The organism is Alteromonas sp. WD8-37 (genome assembly GCF_055326825.1).
The window spans coordinates 131769-146970 of the sequence record NZ_JBUZOV010000001.1 but is presented as its reverse complement, the minus strand read 5'-3'; the positions used below and the strand labels follow the sequence as shown (position 1 = coordinate 146970).

At 52.9% G+C, this 15202-nt stretch carries 15 protein-coding genes; 7 read left to right on the top strand and 8 right to left on the bottom strand.

The window, feature by feature from the left end; all coding sequences use genetic code 11:
* The first annotated feature begins 13 nt into the window (after nt 1-13).
* From corC to ACTUJZ_RS00630, 3 genes are read left to right on the top strand one after another with little or no spacing between them, the layout of a single operon-like run.
* Complete coding sequence (corC, locus tag ACTUJZ_RS00640; RefSeq protein ID WP_463634337.1) at nt 14-871, top strand: CNNM family magnesium/cobalt transport protein CorC; 858 nt, start codon at nt 14-16, stop codon at nt 869-871.
* Nucleotides 872-888: 17 nt separating this feature from the next.
* Nucleotides 889-2397, top strand: coding sequence for an apolipoprotein N-acyltransferase (gene lnt, locus ACTUJZ_RS00635; protein WP_463634336.1), 1509 nt, complete (start codon nt 889-891; stop codon nt 2395-2397).
* A 31-nt stretch (nt 2398-2428) separates the two neighbouring features.
* Nucleotides 2429-3700, top strand: a complete 1272-nt coding sequence (locus ACTUJZ_RS00630; RefSeq protein ID WP_463634335.1) for a Xaa-Pro dipeptidase — start codon at nt 2429-2431, stop codon at nt 3698-3700.
* 8 nt (nt 3701-3708) lie between these two features.
* On the opposite strand, the gene ACTUJZ_RS00625 is transcribed toward ACTUJZ_RS00630, so the two are convergent.
* Nucleotides 3709-4059 (bottom strand): VOC family protein, encoded by a 351-nt coding sequence (locus tag ACTUJZ_RS00625; protein WP_463634334.1) that lies wholly within the window; start codon nt 4057-4059, stop codon nt 3709-3711.
* 138 nt (nt 4060-4197) lie between these two features.
* Here ACTUJZ_RS00625 and ACTUJZ_RS00620 point away from each other — a divergent pair, with 138 nt between their 5' ends.
* Together ACTUJZ_RS00620 and ACTUJZ_RS00615 are read left to right on the top strand one after the other, a co-directional pair.
* A complete protein-coding gene (locus ACTUJZ_RS00620) occupies nt 4198-4320 on the top strand; it encodes a hypothetical protein (protein WP_463634333.1) in 123 nt (40 codons plus the stop codon).
* 101 nt (nt 4321-4421) lie between these two features.
* A complete protein-coding gene (locus ACTUJZ_RS00615) occupies nt 4422-5015 on the top strand; it encodes a hypothetical protein (RefSeq protein ID WP_463634332.1) in 594 nt (197 codons plus the stop codon).
* On the opposite strand, the gene ACTUJZ_RS00610 is transcribed toward ACTUJZ_RS00615, so the two are convergent.
* Complete coding sequence (locus tag ACTUJZ_RS00610) at nt 4992-6548, bottom strand: BamA/TamA family outer membrane protein (RefSeq protein ID WP_463634331.1); 1557 nt, start codon at nt 6546-6548, stop codon at nt 4992-4994. The genes ACTUJZ_RS00615 and ACTUJZ_RS00610 overlap by 24 nt on opposite strands.
* 981 nt (nt 6549-7529) lie before the next feature.
* Nucleotides 7530-7817 carry a GIY-YIG nuclease family protein gene (locus ACTUJZ_RS00605; RefSeq protein WP_463634330.1) on the bottom strand — a complete coding sequence of 96 codons (288 nt, stop codon included), beginning with the start codon at nt 7815-7817 and terminating at the stop codon, nt 7530-7532.
* Between the two features lie 606 nt (nt 7818-8423).
* On the opposite strand from ACTUJZ_RS00605, the gene ACTUJZ_RS00600 reads away from it, so the two are divergent.
* Nucleotides 8424-10916, top strand: coding sequence for a TonB-dependent receptor plug domain-containing protein (locus tag ACTUJZ_RS00600; RefSeq protein ID WP_463634329.1), 2493 nt, complete (start codon nt 8424-8426; stop codon nt 10914-10916).
* 63 nt (nt 10917-10979) lie between these two features.
* Here the strand turns inward: ACTUJZ_RS00600 and ACTUJZ_RS00595 are convergent, their stop codons facing one another.
* Nucleotides 10980-11843, bottom strand: coding sequence for a type 2 periplasmic-binding domain-containing protein (locus ACTUJZ_RS00595; protein ID WP_463634328.1), 864 nt, complete (start codon nt 11841-11843; stop codon nt 10980-10982).
* Between the two features lie 273 nt (nt 11844-12116).
* Between ACTUJZ_RS00595 and ACTUJZ_RS00590 the strand changes: the two genes are divergently transcribed.
* Entirely contained in the window at nt 12117-12557 is a 441-nt protein-coding gene (locus ACTUJZ_RS00590; RefSeq protein WP_463634327.1) for an Hsp20 family protein, read from the top strand.
* On the opposite strand, the gene ACTUJZ_RS00585 is transcribed toward ACTUJZ_RS00590, so the two are convergent.
* The 4 genes from ACTUJZ_RS00585 to greA all read right to left on the bottom strand — a co-directional run bounded on the left by ACTUJZ_RS00585 (nt 12554) and on the right by greA (nt 15169).
* Nucleotides 12554-12994: an RDD family protein gene (locus tag ACTUJZ_RS00585; RefSeq protein WP_463634326.1), complete on the bottom strand. Its 441-nt coding sequence runs from the start codon at nt 12992-12994 to the stop codon at nt 12554-12556. The genes ACTUJZ_RS00590 and ACTUJZ_RS00585 overlap by 4 nt on opposite strands.
* 3 nt (nt 12995-12997) lie before the next feature.
* Nucleotides 12998-13552 (bottom strand): NUDIX domain-containing protein, encoded by a 555-nt coding sequence (locus ACTUJZ_RS00580; protein WP_463634325.1) that lies wholly within the window; start codon nt 13550-13552, stop codon nt 12998-13000.
* A complete protein-coding gene (locus ACTUJZ_RS00575) occupies nt 13549-14625 on the bottom strand; it encodes an alpha/beta hydrolase (RefSeq protein WP_463634324.1) in 1077 nt (358 codons plus the stop codon). The genes ACTUJZ_RS00580 and ACTUJZ_RS00575 overlap by 4 nt, the downstream gene beginning before the upstream one ends.
* Nucleotides 14626-14692: 67 nt before the next feature.
* Nucleotides 14693-15169 carry a transcription elongation factor GreA gene (gene greA / locus ACTUJZ_RS00570; RefSeq protein WP_463634323.1) on the bottom strand — a complete coding sequence of 159 codons (477 nt, stop codon included), beginning with the start codon at nt 15167-15169 and terminating at the stop codon, nt 14693-14695.
* Nucleotides 15170-15202: the final 33 nt, after the last annotated feature.

Genomic DNA, 15202 nt, shown 5'->3' with positions numbered 1-15202 from the left:
TAACATGGATATTATGAGCGACGATAATCCCCCTTCTACCAACGGCTCTTCGACCAAAAGTTGGATAGACAAAATCAAACTGTCATTTTCCGGAGAGCCGAAAAGTAAAGAAGATCTGGTTGAAGTCATCACCGAAGCCGAACAGCGCGAAGTGATTGACCCGCAAACCCGCGAAATGATTGAAGGTGTAATTAGTGTGAACGATATGCGCGTGCGCGATATCATGATCCCCCGCACCCAAATGACCACCATAGATATCAACCAGAGTGTGGAAGAGTTTTTGCCCATCATGCTGGAATCGGCGCACTCGCGCTTTCCGGTGATCAGCGAAGACAAAGACCATATTGAGGGTATTTTGCTGGCCAAGGATCTACTGGCCTACATGTTCAATACCGAAAAAGAATTTAACTTACGCAATGTGCTGCGTCAGGCGGTCATCGTACCGGAAAGCAAGCGCGTGGATGTGCTGTTAAAAGAATTCCGCCAGCAACGCTATCACATGGCCATTGTGGTGGACGAGTACGGCGGCGTTTCCGGACTGGTGACCATCGAAGATATTCTGGAGCTGATTGTTGGCGAGATTGAAGATGAATACGATACCGAAGAAGACGGTACCGATGATATCCGCCCGCTCAACAAATACACTTACTCGGTAAAAGCACTGACGCCGGTGGATGAGTTCAACGAATTTTTTGAAACCAGCTTTAGCGAAGAAGAAGCCGATACCATTGGCGGGATTGTGCTCAAAGCCTTTGGTCACATGCCGTCCACCAATGATGAAATCTCCATTGGCGAGCTGCATTTTAAAATCACCCATTCTGACAAACGTCGTCTGGTGCAGTTAAAAGTGACCATCCCTTCTTTGGAGTAAGTCCCCTGAAACGCTTGTTGCCCCACGCCCTGCTGCTATTAAGCGGGGCCAGCCTGACTTTTGCTTTTGCCCCTTTCAATGCCTGGCCAGTGACCTTTGTCGCACTGGCGCTGGCCATTACTCAACTCTATCGGATGCCCGGGCGCGGCTTTGCCGCTGGCTGGTTATTCGGCCTGGGCTGGTTTGGCGCCGGTATCAGCTGGGTGCATGTGAGTATTGCTGAATTTGGCGGCCTGCCTTTGATAGCCTCGGTAGGCATAATGGCTTTGCTATGCGCCTATCTGGCTCTGTTCCCAGCGCTAGCCTTTTACTGTACCAAGCGCTGGTTCACGCCAGCGCTGTGGCCTTTAGCGCTGCCTGCGCTATGGTTTATCAGTGAATGGCTACGCAGTTGGTTACTTTCGGGCTTTCCCTGGTTATCGGTGGGCTACAGCCAGCTGGACAGCCCATTGGCGGGCTGGTTCCCGGTGATTGGTGAAACCGGTGTCACCGCACTGGTGATGCTGCTGGCCAGCGCCAGTGCCATCTGGTTATTGAGCAAAAAATATATCCCTCTGGTACTGTTGTTTACAATAACCGGCCTTAGCGGTTGGGTGCTCAATCAGCACAGCTGGGTGAACACCACCGGCGCGCATCAGGTGGCCATGGTCCAGGGCAATATCAAGCAGTCCATGCGTTGGGAGCCTGAGCAGGACCGCCCCACCATGGCGTTGTATCAGTCGATGAGCCAGCCCCTGCTGGACAGCCGGCTGATCATCTGGCCGGAAGCTGCTATTCCTAAGCTGGAGTATCTGGCCAACGATTATTTACGTCAGCTGGATGAACAAGCTGCCGCCGCCGGCACAGCCATTGTCACCGGTATTGTTGATTACAATTTTGAGACCAAGCAATCCTGGAACAGCATGATTGTGGTGGGAGCGCAAGATACTGGCGAGCCCGGCCATTACCGCTACAACCACACCAATCGGTATGCCAAGCATCATTTATTGCCGGTGGGTGAATTTGTGCCGTTCGAATCACTGCTTCGCCCGCTCGCGCCCTTGTTTGACTTACCCATGTCGTCGTTTTCCCGCGGCGAATTTGTGCAGCCGAATTTACAGGCCAATGGTTTACGCCTGGCCCCGGCGCTGTGCTTTGAAATTGCTTTTCCCCGCCAGGTGGCCGCCAATGTGCACCAGGATACCGATATGATCATCACGGTCAGTAACGATGCCTGGTTTGGTGATTCTCACGGCCCGGCCCAGCACTTACAAATTGCCCGGGTGCGGGCTAAAGAGCTTGGCCGCCCGGTGATCCGGGCAACCAATAATGGGATCAGCGCGTTTATTGACGCCCAGGGCCAGATAGACAGCCGCCTGCCACAGTTTACCCGGGCAAGCTTGAGCTCTTCGGTCAGTGCCACCACTGGGTTTACCCCCTACCGGCACTTAGGCGACCTGCCAGTAGGCATCCTGCTGGCGCTGTCGGTGGGTGCGGCCTGGCTGGCGCAGCGTCGCGCCCAACCGGTGAGTACGCCGGCGGCTTAAGTCACACGATGTGATAACAATAAGGATAGCTATGAAATATGTGGTAGGTGCATTATGGCTGCTGGCCAGCCCCTGGGTATTGGCCGCCACCAAGGTGGTCACTGCGGATCGATTAGTCGATGTGGAAGCTGGCGCCCTGGTGGAACAGGCTGCGGTTGTGATACAGGATAATAAAATCATCGCGGCCGGGAAACTGGCTGAGTTGGACGTGCCAGAAGCCGCTGACGTGATTGCGCTGGGTGATGCCACCTTGATGCCGGGTTTGATGGATATGCATGTGCATCTGACCAGCGATGCCAGTACTCATGGTTATAAACGTCTGGCAATCTCATTGCCCCGCGCTGCCATTACCGGGGTCAAACATGCCCGCCAGACTCTGGAAGCCGGTTTTACCACAGTGCGCAATGTAGGTGCTCCCGGCTTTGCCGATGTAGCCCTGCGCGATGCCATCAATGCCGGCGATGTCCCCGGCCCGCGCATGTTTGTGGCCGGCCCCTCATTGGGTGTGACGGGCGGCCACTGCGACAACAACCTGCTGCCCTTTGAATACGATGTCGCCAGCGATGGCGTGGCCGATGGCCCATGGGAAGTGCGCAAGGCAGTACGTCGCAACATCAAATACGGCGCTACGGTAATCAAATTTTGCGGCACCGGCGGTGTATTATCCAAAGGCACCAAAGTGGGCGCCCAGCAATACACATTGGAAGAGATGCAGGCGCTGGTGGATGAAGCGCACCTGCGCGGCCTGACCGTGGCCACTCATGCCCATGGCAGTGCTGGTATCAAGGCCGCCATCAAAGCCGGCGTGGACTCGGTAGAGCATGTCAGCCTGTTGGATGACGAGGCCATTGAACTGGCTTTGAAGCAGGGTACCTACTTTTCCATGGATATCTATGTGACCGAATACATTTTAAATGAAGGCGCGGCAGCCGGTATCTTAGAAGAAAGTCTGGCCAAAGAACGCATGGTGGGCCAGACCCAGCGTGACAATTTTGCCAAGGCTGTTCAAGCCGGCGTTAACATGGTGTTTGGCTCGGACGCCGGGGTTTATCCGCATGGCGACAATGCCAAACAGTTTGCCCGTATGGTCAAATTTGGCATGACACCGATGCAGGCGATTCAGGCCGCTACCCTCAATGCCGCTACCCTGCTGAAACAGCAAGATCAGATAGGCAGCCTGCGCGCTGGTAAACTGGCCGATGTGGTCGCGGTGCCCGGTAACCCCTTAGACGATATGCAGCTAATGGAACAGGTTACGCTGGTGATCAAAGATGGTCAGGTGGTCAAGCAGCCAGCACGCTAAGCTGCCGCTTATTCTGACCACACCGCATATTCATTGCCATTCGGGTCGCTAAAATGAAAGCGGCGGCCGCCGGGGAATGAAAAAATCGGCCGGGTAATACTGCCACCGGCTGCCACAATACTGGTTTGGGTAGAATCTATCGCATCACTATACATCACAATCAGCGGCGCGCCGTTTTTTACCGAGACGGTTTGCTCCGACTGATAAAAGCCGCCGTCAATGCCCTGATGGGTAAAGCTGCAGTACTCCGGGCCATAATCCACAAAGGTCCAGTCAAACACCTGGCTGAAAAAGGCTTTGGTTGCCGCAATATCTTTGGCAGGAATTTCAATGTAATTAATATGATGGTGCGCGCTCATGGCCGGGTCTCGTGTCACTGTTGTTAATATTAAGATTAGCGCACTTTCCATCCTCGGGCAGGGCGATTGGCCATGCGCTTTTTTTACAGGCTGTTGCTATGCTTACAACATTGCCACCGCTCGCAATCAGGTCGCCCCATGCCCCCATCAAAACCCCAACGCAAAAAACTCGCGATTAATCTGGATGTGCTGATTGGCATCGCCGTGGTGGCGATTGTGTTGGTACTGGCGGTGTCAATTTACAGCCTGCGTGGCCAGTAATGCCCGCGTACCGCTTTGCCTACCTATGCGCATTTTTTCCCTTTGCGTCGGTGCATATCACTTTGATTATTGGTGTGAGTATCGGCAATCTCGATGCCTGTATGCCCTATTGGGCTGATTGCCATTCGATCAGTGCTAGCGGGCGCCAAATGCCGGAATTTTTGGTGTTCAAAGCCCTGCTCATTCCCTGTGCTGTGCTGATGCTCTTTTACTGGGCTCTGGTAGCTGTCTGGTGCCGATGGTTGCATCACCCGGCGGCGCGTGCCAGTCATAGTGGTTACAAGGTGGCGGTGGCATTAGGGCTGGTCAGTGCCCTGGCGCTGGTGCTCTACACGGTCACGCTGGGGATGGGCGAGCAGTATGTGCTCCCCAGGCGTATCGGCGCGGTGCTCTATTTTGCCCTCACTGCATTGGCCCACCTTGTGTTGTTGCGTTATCTGGACCGGCTGGACAGCCTGGCAACAGTGTTGGCTAACCAACAATACACGCTGACCCTCACCTGCCTGCTACTAATTGGTTCGGCGTTACTTAGTGCTGGGCTGGGCGCTTTCTGGCCTGGCTGGGAGCGCTGGGAAAATGCGTATGAATGGTGGTATGCCGTGGTAATGATCAGTATGTTTTACCAGGTGGGAAATATGTGGAAAGTTACCGGTCTGACTGTCAGCACGCAGTTAAAACGCCCGCCGAAACTGTAAGCTCCACTCCCAGTTGTTGATATTTCCCCCATCACCAAACGGCCTGGCAAAATCAATATGGGCAATGCCCGGGTTACTGGATTTGTTGGAGTACAGGCGCGCCCCAAGCCCTACACTGGATAGCCAGCCCGGATCTTCGTTGAAAGCAGCAAAAGGCCCGTCAAAGGCCCTTCCGGCATCGACAAAACCGGCCAGGCCCACATCAAATAGCTGGTAAAAATTATACCCGGTAAACAGCCGCAGCTCGGCTGATGCGGTGATCCGATGCCGGCCATGTTGATACTGATTGGGAAAGCCACGTACCCCGTTGTCATCGTCAATCACGATGGGCCGATCGGCAAAGTTGTTGTCAGATACTGTAGCGGTCAGGCTGGCATAAGTGGCATAGCGCGGGGAGATCCGATAAAAATGTTCGGCTTTGATATCCAGGCGTAAAAAATCGGCCAGCTGGGTATTGGTGATACTGTGAAAGGCCCCACTGAATAAAAACAAAGCATCGTCCGTCAGCACGCCTTTTCTGGCGGCAAAGGTGGAATGCATGCCCACCGAACTGTGGGAGTTATCCAGCTCCACGCCAAGCCGGGCAGTTAACTCCCAGCCCAGGTTGATGTCTTCAGGTTGTTCGATAAGATAAATATTTTGCAGCACCACGATGTCACGCTGGATAAATTCATAAGCCAGTGACGAATAAAAAAAATCGCGATCCTCAGGCACGAATAGCGGATTCTGTGCAGGACTCTCTGGTGCCAGTAAAAACCGGGTGTGCAGCTTGGTCATCCCCACTGTAATACGGGAAGTAGACAGCGCCGAGCCAGCAAGCTGCCAGCCATAACTCAGGCTGACCTCGTGAGCATCAATATCCAGGCTGTTGCGAGTCTGGCCATTGTGATAAATATCTTCGGTCAGTGCGGTCGATTGCAAGGACACCTGATAACTGTTGCGGCTGTTTAAAAAGTAAAATGGCTTGGCAAATACCAGCCCGTATATTTCACCGTCGTCATTGTCGGCCAAGTCAATATAGATATTGGAGTGGCGCACTCCTGGCACCGCCGACACAAAGCCCAGCTGATAGCCGGTACGCTGCTCATCATCGGTATAACGAAAGGTACTGCGGATCCCCAGCCCCAGCAGGTTGTCTTCTCGGATCCCCAGTAAGGTCGAGTTTTCGCCGCCGCTGCGGCTAAACGATAACGTCGGGATCAGAGACCAGTTATCATACGAAGTCACATCCAGCCCTACGGTTTGCTGTGCGCAATCATAGTTGGCCTCAATCTCCGCATTGGCGATATAGCGCTCATTCCTCAAAATCGCCTCCGCCTCTACAATATCCTGCTGGGTGACTTCATCGTGCTCATCAAATGGCAGGCGTTCTGCCAGTACAAAAGGTTTAGTCACAATATGCAGCGCGTTAGCCCAACGATGCAAGGCAATGGTGTTAGGAGCATTTTCGTCAAAAATAGGCTGAGGATGCAGAGCGATGCGACTGATGGTGTACAAGGTTTCAGAATCCGCGCCACACGCCGACTGCGCCATCGATGACTTGTCTCCCTGCGCAGCTGACGCGATTGCGTGCGTAGAGCTCGCCGCCAGCCATAGCCACACCAGCAGGGGGTTGAAGAGGTGGCATTGCCCAGGCCGCACAGACATAAATGATTCAATTCCGGTAAAAAAGTAACACTTCGTCAAGTATAGAACAGCCGGGATCTTCTTGGGTTACCTCTTCAGCCTACCACTCCCCCTTTTTCAGACTTGCCATGGCTGGTGGGAGATCACGACTTTCGTCGCGATGACGGTTTTTTACGGCTTTCGCCAATTCGCCGTCATCCCGGTAACAGCCGGGATCTCCTTGGTTTGCTTATACAGCCCACCACTACCACCTTTTTTAGAATTGCCATGGCTGGTGGGAAATCGCGACTTTCGTCGCGATGACGGTTTTTTACGGCTTTCGCCAATTCGCCGTCATACCGGCAACAGTCGGGATCTCCTTGGGTTGCTTATACAGCCCACCACTACCACCTTTTTTAGACTTGCCATGACAAATGGGAGATCGCGACTTTCGTCGCGATGACGTTTTTTTTTTTACGGCTTTACCCAATTCGCCGTCATCCCGGCAGCAGCCGGGATCTCCTTGGTTTACTCTCTCGGCCTACCACTACCGCCTTTTGGAGACTAGCCATTACCGGTGGGAGATCGCGACTTTCGTCGCGATGACGGTCTTTTTTTTACGGCTTTACCCAATTCGCCGTCATCCCGGCAGCAGCCGGGATCTCCTTGGTTTACTCTCTCGGCCTACCACTACCGCCTTTTGGAGACTAGCCATTACCGGTGGGAGATCGCGACTTTCGTCGCGACGACGGTCTTTTTTTTACGGCTTTACCCAATTCGCCGTCATCCCGGCAACAGCCGGGCTCTCCTTGGGTTGCTTATACAGCCCACCAATACCACCTTTTTTAGACTTGCCATGACAAATGGGAGTTCGCGACTTTCGTTGCGATGACTAGGTTTTTTTCTTGCTTATAAAATCTGGTCGTATAAATCCCGCCAATGTGGGTTAAATTCCGAAATTAGCTGGTTCTTCCACGGGCGACGCCATTCTTTCAAACGCTTCTCTCGCAAGATAACTTCTGTAATATCTTCGTGATGCTCGTAATACACTAGCTTGAACAGGTTGTAACGGGCGCTGAATCCGGGAATAAGCTTACAGCGATGCTGATAAACCCGTTGCAGTAGATTACTGGTGATGCCGATATACAGTGTCGTGTGATGAGTGTTTGTAATGATATAGACCGTTGCTGTTTTCACTGTCTAACCTTGCCTGAGAAACCTGCTATACCTTAGGCTCGGCCATCAGCGTTGCCCAGGCCAGTTTTAGACCAGTTCTACTCACTCATAGTCATCCCGGCAACAGCCGGGATCTCCCTAGATTACTTGAGCAGCCTACCACTACCGCCTTGTTCAGACTTGCCAAGACTAGTGTGAGATCGCAACTTTCGTCGCGATGACGGTCTTATTTGCGGTTCGTGAAAATCGCGACCTGCTCCTCGACAGGGGCGTTTCCAAACAATTGGCGGCGTTTTCACCACCTTTCTCAATTAATAAAAGTTATACACGTCAGGCGATTGCAGACGACTTCGCGATCTCCTACACTCCCCTGCCTTTCGATAGAGTGTCGCGTCAGAGGAACCAGCATACCGCCACCGGGCGGGCTTTAATCATAAGTTATTCCTTTGTGCCTCCTGGCAGAGTTAATCCTGTTGATCTTCCAGCAAGTAACACCTATTCATGACCTTAAGGTTTAATACCGACAACACTGAGTACATTATTATGCAACCTCAACCAGGTACAACACACTTCATACCCAGAGCTGCCGCTCTTGCTGTTTCTTTTGTTCTGACTCTAGGCGGTGGAATGGGTATGGCGACCGCCCATGCGCAAACTTCCACGTCTGACGCAGAAGCGGAAGTTGAAAAAATTAGCGTGGTAGGGTCGCGTCGCCCTGGCAGAACCGTGAACGACTCTCCGGTACCCATTGATTTAATTGACGAAGATGCCATCAGCGCCACCGGGTTGACCGAAACCAACATGATTTTAAACACGCTGCTGCCAAGCTTTAACTTTCCGCAGCCGTCACTGACCGATGGCACCGACCATGTGCGTCCGGCACAGTTGCGGGGCCTGGCGCCTGATCACACACTGGTGTTGGTCAATGGCAAGCGGCGTCACACCAGCGCCCTGCTTAACCTGAACGGCTCGACCGGGCGTGGTTCTTCGGCTGTCGATCTTAATGCCATTCCAGCCAATGCCATTAAGCGCATTGAAGTACTGCGCGACGGTGCCGCCGCCCAATACGGCTCAGATGCTATTGCCGGGGTGATCAACATCGTGCTTAAAGATGCGCCGGACGGCGGTAGCCTTTCGGCCACTTATGGCGCCAACGTGACCTCAATGGATGGTGTGCCGAATCTGGAAGCAGTCAGTGTGGACGACAATGGTGACCTGACCTTCACTACAGGCGATGACCGCGAGGTCACCGATGGCCAAACCCTGACCTTACGCGGTAACGTGGGTTTCGAGCTGGGTGACGATGGCTATTTACATCTGTCAACTGAATACCGCGACAGAGCCCAGGCGAACCGTGCCGACTTTGATCCACGCGAAAACTATCCACGCCAGGCTGATGGCGCACTGGACCCACGGGAGCTGGAAATCAACCGCTACAACCATGTGTTTGGCAACGGTGCGGTAGAAGATTTTGCGCTGTTCGCCAATGGTGGCATGTTTATTAGCGACAGTGCTGAACTGTATGTCACCGCCGGCCATAGCACCCGGGACAGTCAGGGCTCGGGCTTTTATCGCCGCGCCAACGATTCGCGCAATATTTTAAGTATCTACCCGGACGGCTTCTTGCCGATCATCAACACCGATATTCAGGACACCTCTTTGATTGTGGGGGTGGAAGGCTACCGCGGAGAGTGGACCTATGATGTGTCAGCCAACTACGGTGCCAACGATCTGCGCTACGATATCACGAACACCCTGAATACCTCCTTTGGTCCCACCAGCCCCACCGAGTTTTTTGCCGGTGAATTGCAATACGACCAACTGATATTCAATCTGGATGCTTCGCGACTGATTGCTGTAGAAGCCTTTGCCGGTGACATGAACCTGGCGGTGGGTGCGGAATATCGCCGTGAAGGCTACGAAATTATTGCCGGTGAACCCGGCTCGTATGAGCGCGGCACATTCGGCCCGGGCGGTGCGGCCACCGACCCGGTAAACGGCCCGTTTGGCGCGGCCGGGTCACAGGTCTTTCCAGGCTTCACGCCTGCATCAGCCGACGACAACAACCGCAATAACAAGAGTGTGTATATTGACCTGGAAGCCGATGTCACTGACAACTGGAATGTGGCGGTAGCCGGGCGTTACGAAGATTATTCTGATTTTGGCTCTACCTTTAACTGGAAAATGTCGCACCGTTATGAAATCAACCCAGCGGTGGCGCTGCGCGCCTCGGTGTCTACCGGGTTTCGAGCCCCCAGTTTGCAGCAGCAGTTTTTCACCTCTATCGCGACGACCTTTGTGGACTCGGTGCCTACTGAAACCGGCACCTTCGCTCCATCCAGTGAGGTGGCACGCGCGTTGGGCTCGCCTGGCCTGGATGCTGAAGAGTCAGATAACTTCAGCGCCGGCATCACCTGGACCCCGACTGCTGACTTTAACCTGACCGTGGACTTTTATCGCATTAATATCGATGAGCGGATTGTGCTGAGTAACAACCTGTCAGGGCCAAACATCGAAGCGTTACTGGCCGGTACCGATGCCACCCGCGCCCGGTTTTTCTTAAATGCGATTAACACCCGCACCCAGGGTGTGGACATTGTCAGCAGCTATACCCTCAATACTGCCGAGCTTGGCAGTTATGTTTTTAACGCCGGGATTAACATTAATGACAATGAGGTCACCGACATCTTAGGGCCACCTGCGGTATTGCAGGACGCTGGCTTTGATCAGGACAACCTGTTCTCCGGGGTGGAGTTACGCCGGTTTGAACGTGGTGCGCCGGAAAATAAGGTAAACCTGAGCGTTTCATGGGATTACAGTGATGTGAGTGCTACTGTGCGTGCCACACGCTATGGTGAGACTGACGACCCTAGCTCTAACCCACTACGCTACGAAGTGTTACCGGAAAAATGGCTAACCGATGTAGATGTGAATTATGCACTGACCGATCACTGGTCGGTAACCGTGGGTGCCAACAATGTGTTTGATGTGTACCCCGATGCCAGCCGGGATTTGATTGAAGATGTTAGCACCTTTACCCGCATCTTTGCCTATTCGCCATTTTCACCGTTTGGGTTCACCGGGCGTTTTGTCTACGGCAAGATTGCGTATACGTTCTAACTGCCCATCTAAAAAAACGCCACAGTGACCTGTGGCGTTTTTGTTTGTGGCTCTATAATCGCGTTATTGACTGAGCAAGTCGGAGCGGTAATTTTTCATCTCGGCAGGCAACTGCGGATTGGTCAACTCAAAGCGGGTGCGCTGGTGCAGGTTAAGTCTGTCCACCAGATTTTGTGTCGCCTGCTCGAACAAGCGTTCTGCTTCACCACTATGTTCAATCGCCTTCAGCCCTTTGCGCAGTCGTTCGGCCAGCTCGGGTTTGTCAGGGCTTACATAAAACACCAGCGCAAACGGGTAGTATACCAATTTGGTCGGTTCAATATGAAACTGCTTATAGGCGGCAGCGCGATTATCGAACACCTTTTCGATTTCGTTGGCACCAAAGGCTACATAGTCAAACTGCCCGGCGGCAAACCGCTCAAATAAGTCATCGAAAGTGCCTTCTTCGACTACGTTGTAGCCATTGTGGCGAAACAAGTCAGCATCGGCCCAGCCATCAGGGATCCCGGCACGCAGTTGTTTAAATTCTTCGGCCGAATCTATTGCAGCAAATTTATCCAACGCTTGTTCTTTGACGATGAGCAGCCGATAGCCCAGCAAACCTTTCATTAGCGGATGCGTCACGATGATTTTGCTTTCATCCCGCAATTTGGGGTTGCCTGCTACCGTCACAAATACATCAGCATTTTTATCGCGAAACACCGCCGACTCTTCACTGTTGGTAAGCTGACGGGTGTCATTGTCTATCTGGTACGCCCCGTATTGTGCGGTGGTGGCGGCCAGGGCAGCATTCAGAACATCCAATTCATATTGCTGGCGCGTTTCGGTTTTATTGCCATTCCAAAACTCAATGGTTTGGGAAGCCTTTGCCGTTGCACTGACAATAAACAATGCGGTCAGGATAAAAAACGATGGTAGATTTTGCATAGTACTTTATAGGTGTTGGTAAATATGCGGTAAGGCTATCACAAACCGACAGGGGTCGTATCTTTCCGCTGTGTGAGGCCTGCATGAAGATGTTTAAAGCTAAGTCAGATACTGGGGAAGATCGCGGCCTGCGCTGCGTTGACGAAATAGCCAATGCGCTAATCGAAAAGCAGGGCCTTGATTCTGCCAAATATGGACTTATGCTAGTAGCAGACTGTGCGCGCACGCGGCGGTTATCTCACACATATTGCTTTACATGAGGATATGCTAACCATGCGTTCTATTGACCTTACCCCCCTGTATCGCTCATTTATTGGTAGCGATCATCTGGCCGCGCTGATTGATGCAGCTGCCCAATCGGAAAAACAAAGCGGCTATCCGCCGTACAATGTTGAAGTGCTCAGCGAAACTAAATACCGCATCACCATGGCCGTGGCCGGCTTTAGCCAGCAGGACATCAATATTGAGATGCTGGAAAACACCCTGACTATCACCGGCAAACTGCCCCCACGGGACGCCGGCCAGCCAGAGCGGACGTTTTTACATAAGGGGATCTCTGAGCGCGGATTCGAGCGAAAATTTCAGCTGGGCGACAATGTTAAAGTGCTGGGGGCGGAATTAGAGCTGGGTTTGCTGCATATTGATATGGAGCGCATCATCCCTGAAGCCAAAAAGCCGCGCCAAATCCAAATCAATAAACAATTGCCCGACTAATAGCGATCAATGTATTCCGGTACGGTTTTAATGACAGCAGTACCGGATAAATAGTCGTGAAAGCCGCGCTTGCGCTTATCAAAAATAATCCAGATAAAGCCCAGCATAAACAGGCCGATGGACACCAGATACGCTACATAGCGCACCACCAGCTTAAGCATGCCGGGTTTGCGCCCGGTTTCATTGTCCACTATCTGGATGCCGATGAGCATTTTACCCGGCGTGCCCAGGTATTTTTGCCAAAACCACATCGTCAATACAAACGGGATGGCATAACCTATGGTGACATTCATCCAGTTGAGCTCATTGCCGGTGGCAATGGACACCGAGCCTAAGGTCAGTGACACCGGTATGGTGACAAACAAAAAAAACAATACACAGTCGATTAAGACCGCGGCAAACCGGCGAACAAAGCCAGCGGGGGTATAGTTAGTCATGACTTACAACAGTCCTTTTAACCGGGCTAGGCCCAGTGCGTTACAGGTGGTGGCGTCGGTAATTTCCCCTGCCACAATACGGCGTTCTAACTCTGTCAGAGACAGATTGTGGACCGTCAGATCTTCTTCTTCAGCATCCAGTTGTTGTGCGCCTGGCTGCAGGCCTTTTGCCAAATAAATGTGATAGCCCTGGGTGCTCAGGCCGTGGGCCATATACTGAAAGCCCACGTAATGCCAGTGCTCGGCGGTATAGCCGGTTTCTTCTTTTAATTCCTGTGCGGCCAGCGTGGCCGGGTCAATATTAGGATCATCTGCGGCCGTGCCCTGGGGAAACTCCAGCTGGCGGCGCACCGGATAACGATATTGTTCCACCATCACCACCCCACCCTCATCGCACGGAATGATAACGGCAAAATGCGGTTTTTCTACTACCGAATAAATGCCCTGCTGGCCACTGGGGCGCGCAATGGTGTCCTCGCGAACGCTGACCCACTTATTTTGGTACACCGTTTTTGACGCCAGCGTGGTAAAGGCATATTTGGGATCTTTTTGAGTCATTGCTGCTCCTGCCACTTTGATTGCGCGCCGGGTATCCGGGTTAACCACCGAGAAATAATGTTGTGTTGCTGCTGGCCAATCAACACCACCGATAAATGCGATTCGTCATTGTTTACTTGGCGCTCAACATGGGCGAACTGCCAGTGTTGTGGCTGGCCGATGTTGCTGACCGGGTCGGTCGCCGCGCCGTAGACCAGTACTGGTATCGACAGCATAGGCAGCTGACTGACCAGATCAGTTTGCTCCAGCGTAACACCCGCGCGGTCTAACGCCAGCTCTGCGCCAGCGATGATACTGCTATCCGGGGTAAGCCTACTCAGCCAGGGCGAATAGGTTTTGGCTACCCCTAGCGAGGCCTTATCAAAACGCTGCACCGGTGCCAGCAGCATCAGGCCATCCACGCTCTTATCTACCTGCGCTACATTCACTGCAGCCAGAGCGCCCATGGAGTGGCCGGCCACAATCACCGGCTGCGGTAACCGGTGGTGACGGATAAACTCCGCCACGCGCTGTCCGTCTGCCACACCATAACCTTTTTGCAGATTCGCACTGCCATGGCCGGGTAAATCCGGCGCCAGTACGGTGAACCCCAGATAGCGAAAATACGCCATGGTCATGGTCCACAGACTTTTGTCGCCACCATGGCCATGCAGTAACACAACGGTGCCACGAAATGCCGCATTGGACTGCTTATCCACGCACAGGTTTTTTGCCACATAGCCATGGTTGGTCTTAAGCTCAGCTGTTAGCGATAGACCACACTGGCTATCAGGCTCATCTTGGCCGCCAGGCTTATGTTGACCGCCAGGCTCGGCACTGTGCTGGGTAGCGGCGCTCGTCTCAGGTTGCGCGAGCAGGTAGCGGGTGCAGAAGGTGCCAGCGGGGTTGCAATAGGCATTGGAGGTGATCCCCAAAGAAGTGTGCAGTGCGTTCGTCTCTGCGTTGCTAAACCGCGAATCAAGGCGGGCATTATCAATTTTGTCGGCCACCAGGGTAGCACAACCACCACTCAATAACATTGCGCCAAGTATGGCTACTACAAAATACACACGCATGGCTATAACAGGGCTCACCGGGCAGGACATTGATGCCAAGTATAGGCAAACAAAAGGGGAACCGCTGGCTCCCCTGTTTTGTTTATCAGATATACTCGACTTCGGTAATCTCGAACTCGACCGGGCCGGACGGGGTCTGGATGTTGACCACATCGTCCAACTCTTTGCCAATCAGGCCGCGAGCGATGGGAGAATTGACTGAAATCAAGTTGTTCTTGATGTCCGCTTCATCATCGCCAACGATGCGATAGCGGGTTTCTTTATCAGTTTCCAGATTCATGATGGTCACAGTGGCACCAAAGATCACCTTGCCATTGTTGTCCATTTTGGTGACATCAATGATTTGGGCGTTGGACAGTTTGCCTTCAATATCCTGGATCCGGCCTTCACAAAAACTTTGCTGTTCGCGCGCGGCATGATACTCAGCATTTTCTTTTAAATCGCCATGTTCGCGGGCTTCGGCGATGGCTTCGATAATGCGCGGGCGGGTCACTGATTTTAATTCATTAAGCTCTTTGCGCAGAAGCTCTGCACCGTGAGCGGTCATTGGATACTGAGCCATGGAATGTGTCTCACCTGTTTTTAGCTGGTTGAA

Coding starts and splice junctions, on each gene's coding strand:
- ACTUJZ_RS00620 (WP_463634333.1), top strand. CDS start 4,198: ATGCCCCCATCAAAACCCCAACGCAAAAAACTCGCGATTAATCTGGAT.
- ACTUJZ_RS00600 (WP_463634329.1), top strand. CDS start 8,424: ATGGGTATGGCGACCGCCCATGCGCAAACTTCCACGTCTGACGCAGAA.
- ACTUJZ_RS00610 (WP_463634331.1), bottom strand. CDS start 6,548: ATGGCGCAGTCGGCGTGTGGCGCGGATTCTGAAACCTTGTACACCATC.
- ACTUJZ_RS00615 (WP_463634332.1), top strand. CDS start 4,422: ATGCCCTATTGGGCTGATTGCCATTCGATCAGTGCTAGCGGGCGCCAA.
- ACTUJZ_RS00630 (WP_463634335.1), top strand. CDS start 2,429: ATGAAATATGTGGTAGGTGCATTATGGCTGCTGGCCAGCCCCTGGGTA.
- greA (WP_463634323.1), bottom strand. CDS start 15,169: ATGGCTCAGTATCCAATGACCGCTCACGGTGCAGAGCTTCTGCGCAAA.
- corC (WP_463634337.1), top strand. CDS start 14: ATGAGCGACGATAATCCCCCTTCTACCAACGGCTCTTCGACCAAAAGT.
- ACTUJZ_RS00580 (WP_463634325.1), bottom strand. CDS start 13,552: ATGACTCAAAAAGATCCCAAATATGCCTTTACCACGCTGGCGTCAAAA.
- ACTUJZ_RS00595 (WP_463634328.1), bottom strand. CDS start 11,843: ATGCAAAATCTACCATCGTTTTTTATCCTGACCGCATTGTTTATTGTC.
- ACTUJZ_RS00585 (WP_463634326.1), bottom strand. CDS start 12,994: ATGACTAACTATACCCCCGCTGGCTTTGTTCGCCGGTTTGCCGCGGTC.
- ACTUJZ_RS00590 (WP_463634327.1), top strand. CDS start 12,117: ATGCGTTCTATTGACCTTACCCCCCTGTATCGCTCATTTATTGGTAGC.
- ACTUJZ_RS00625 (WP_463634334.1), bottom strand. CDS start 4,059: ATGAGCGCGCACCATCATATTAATTACATTGAAATTCCTGCCAAAGAT.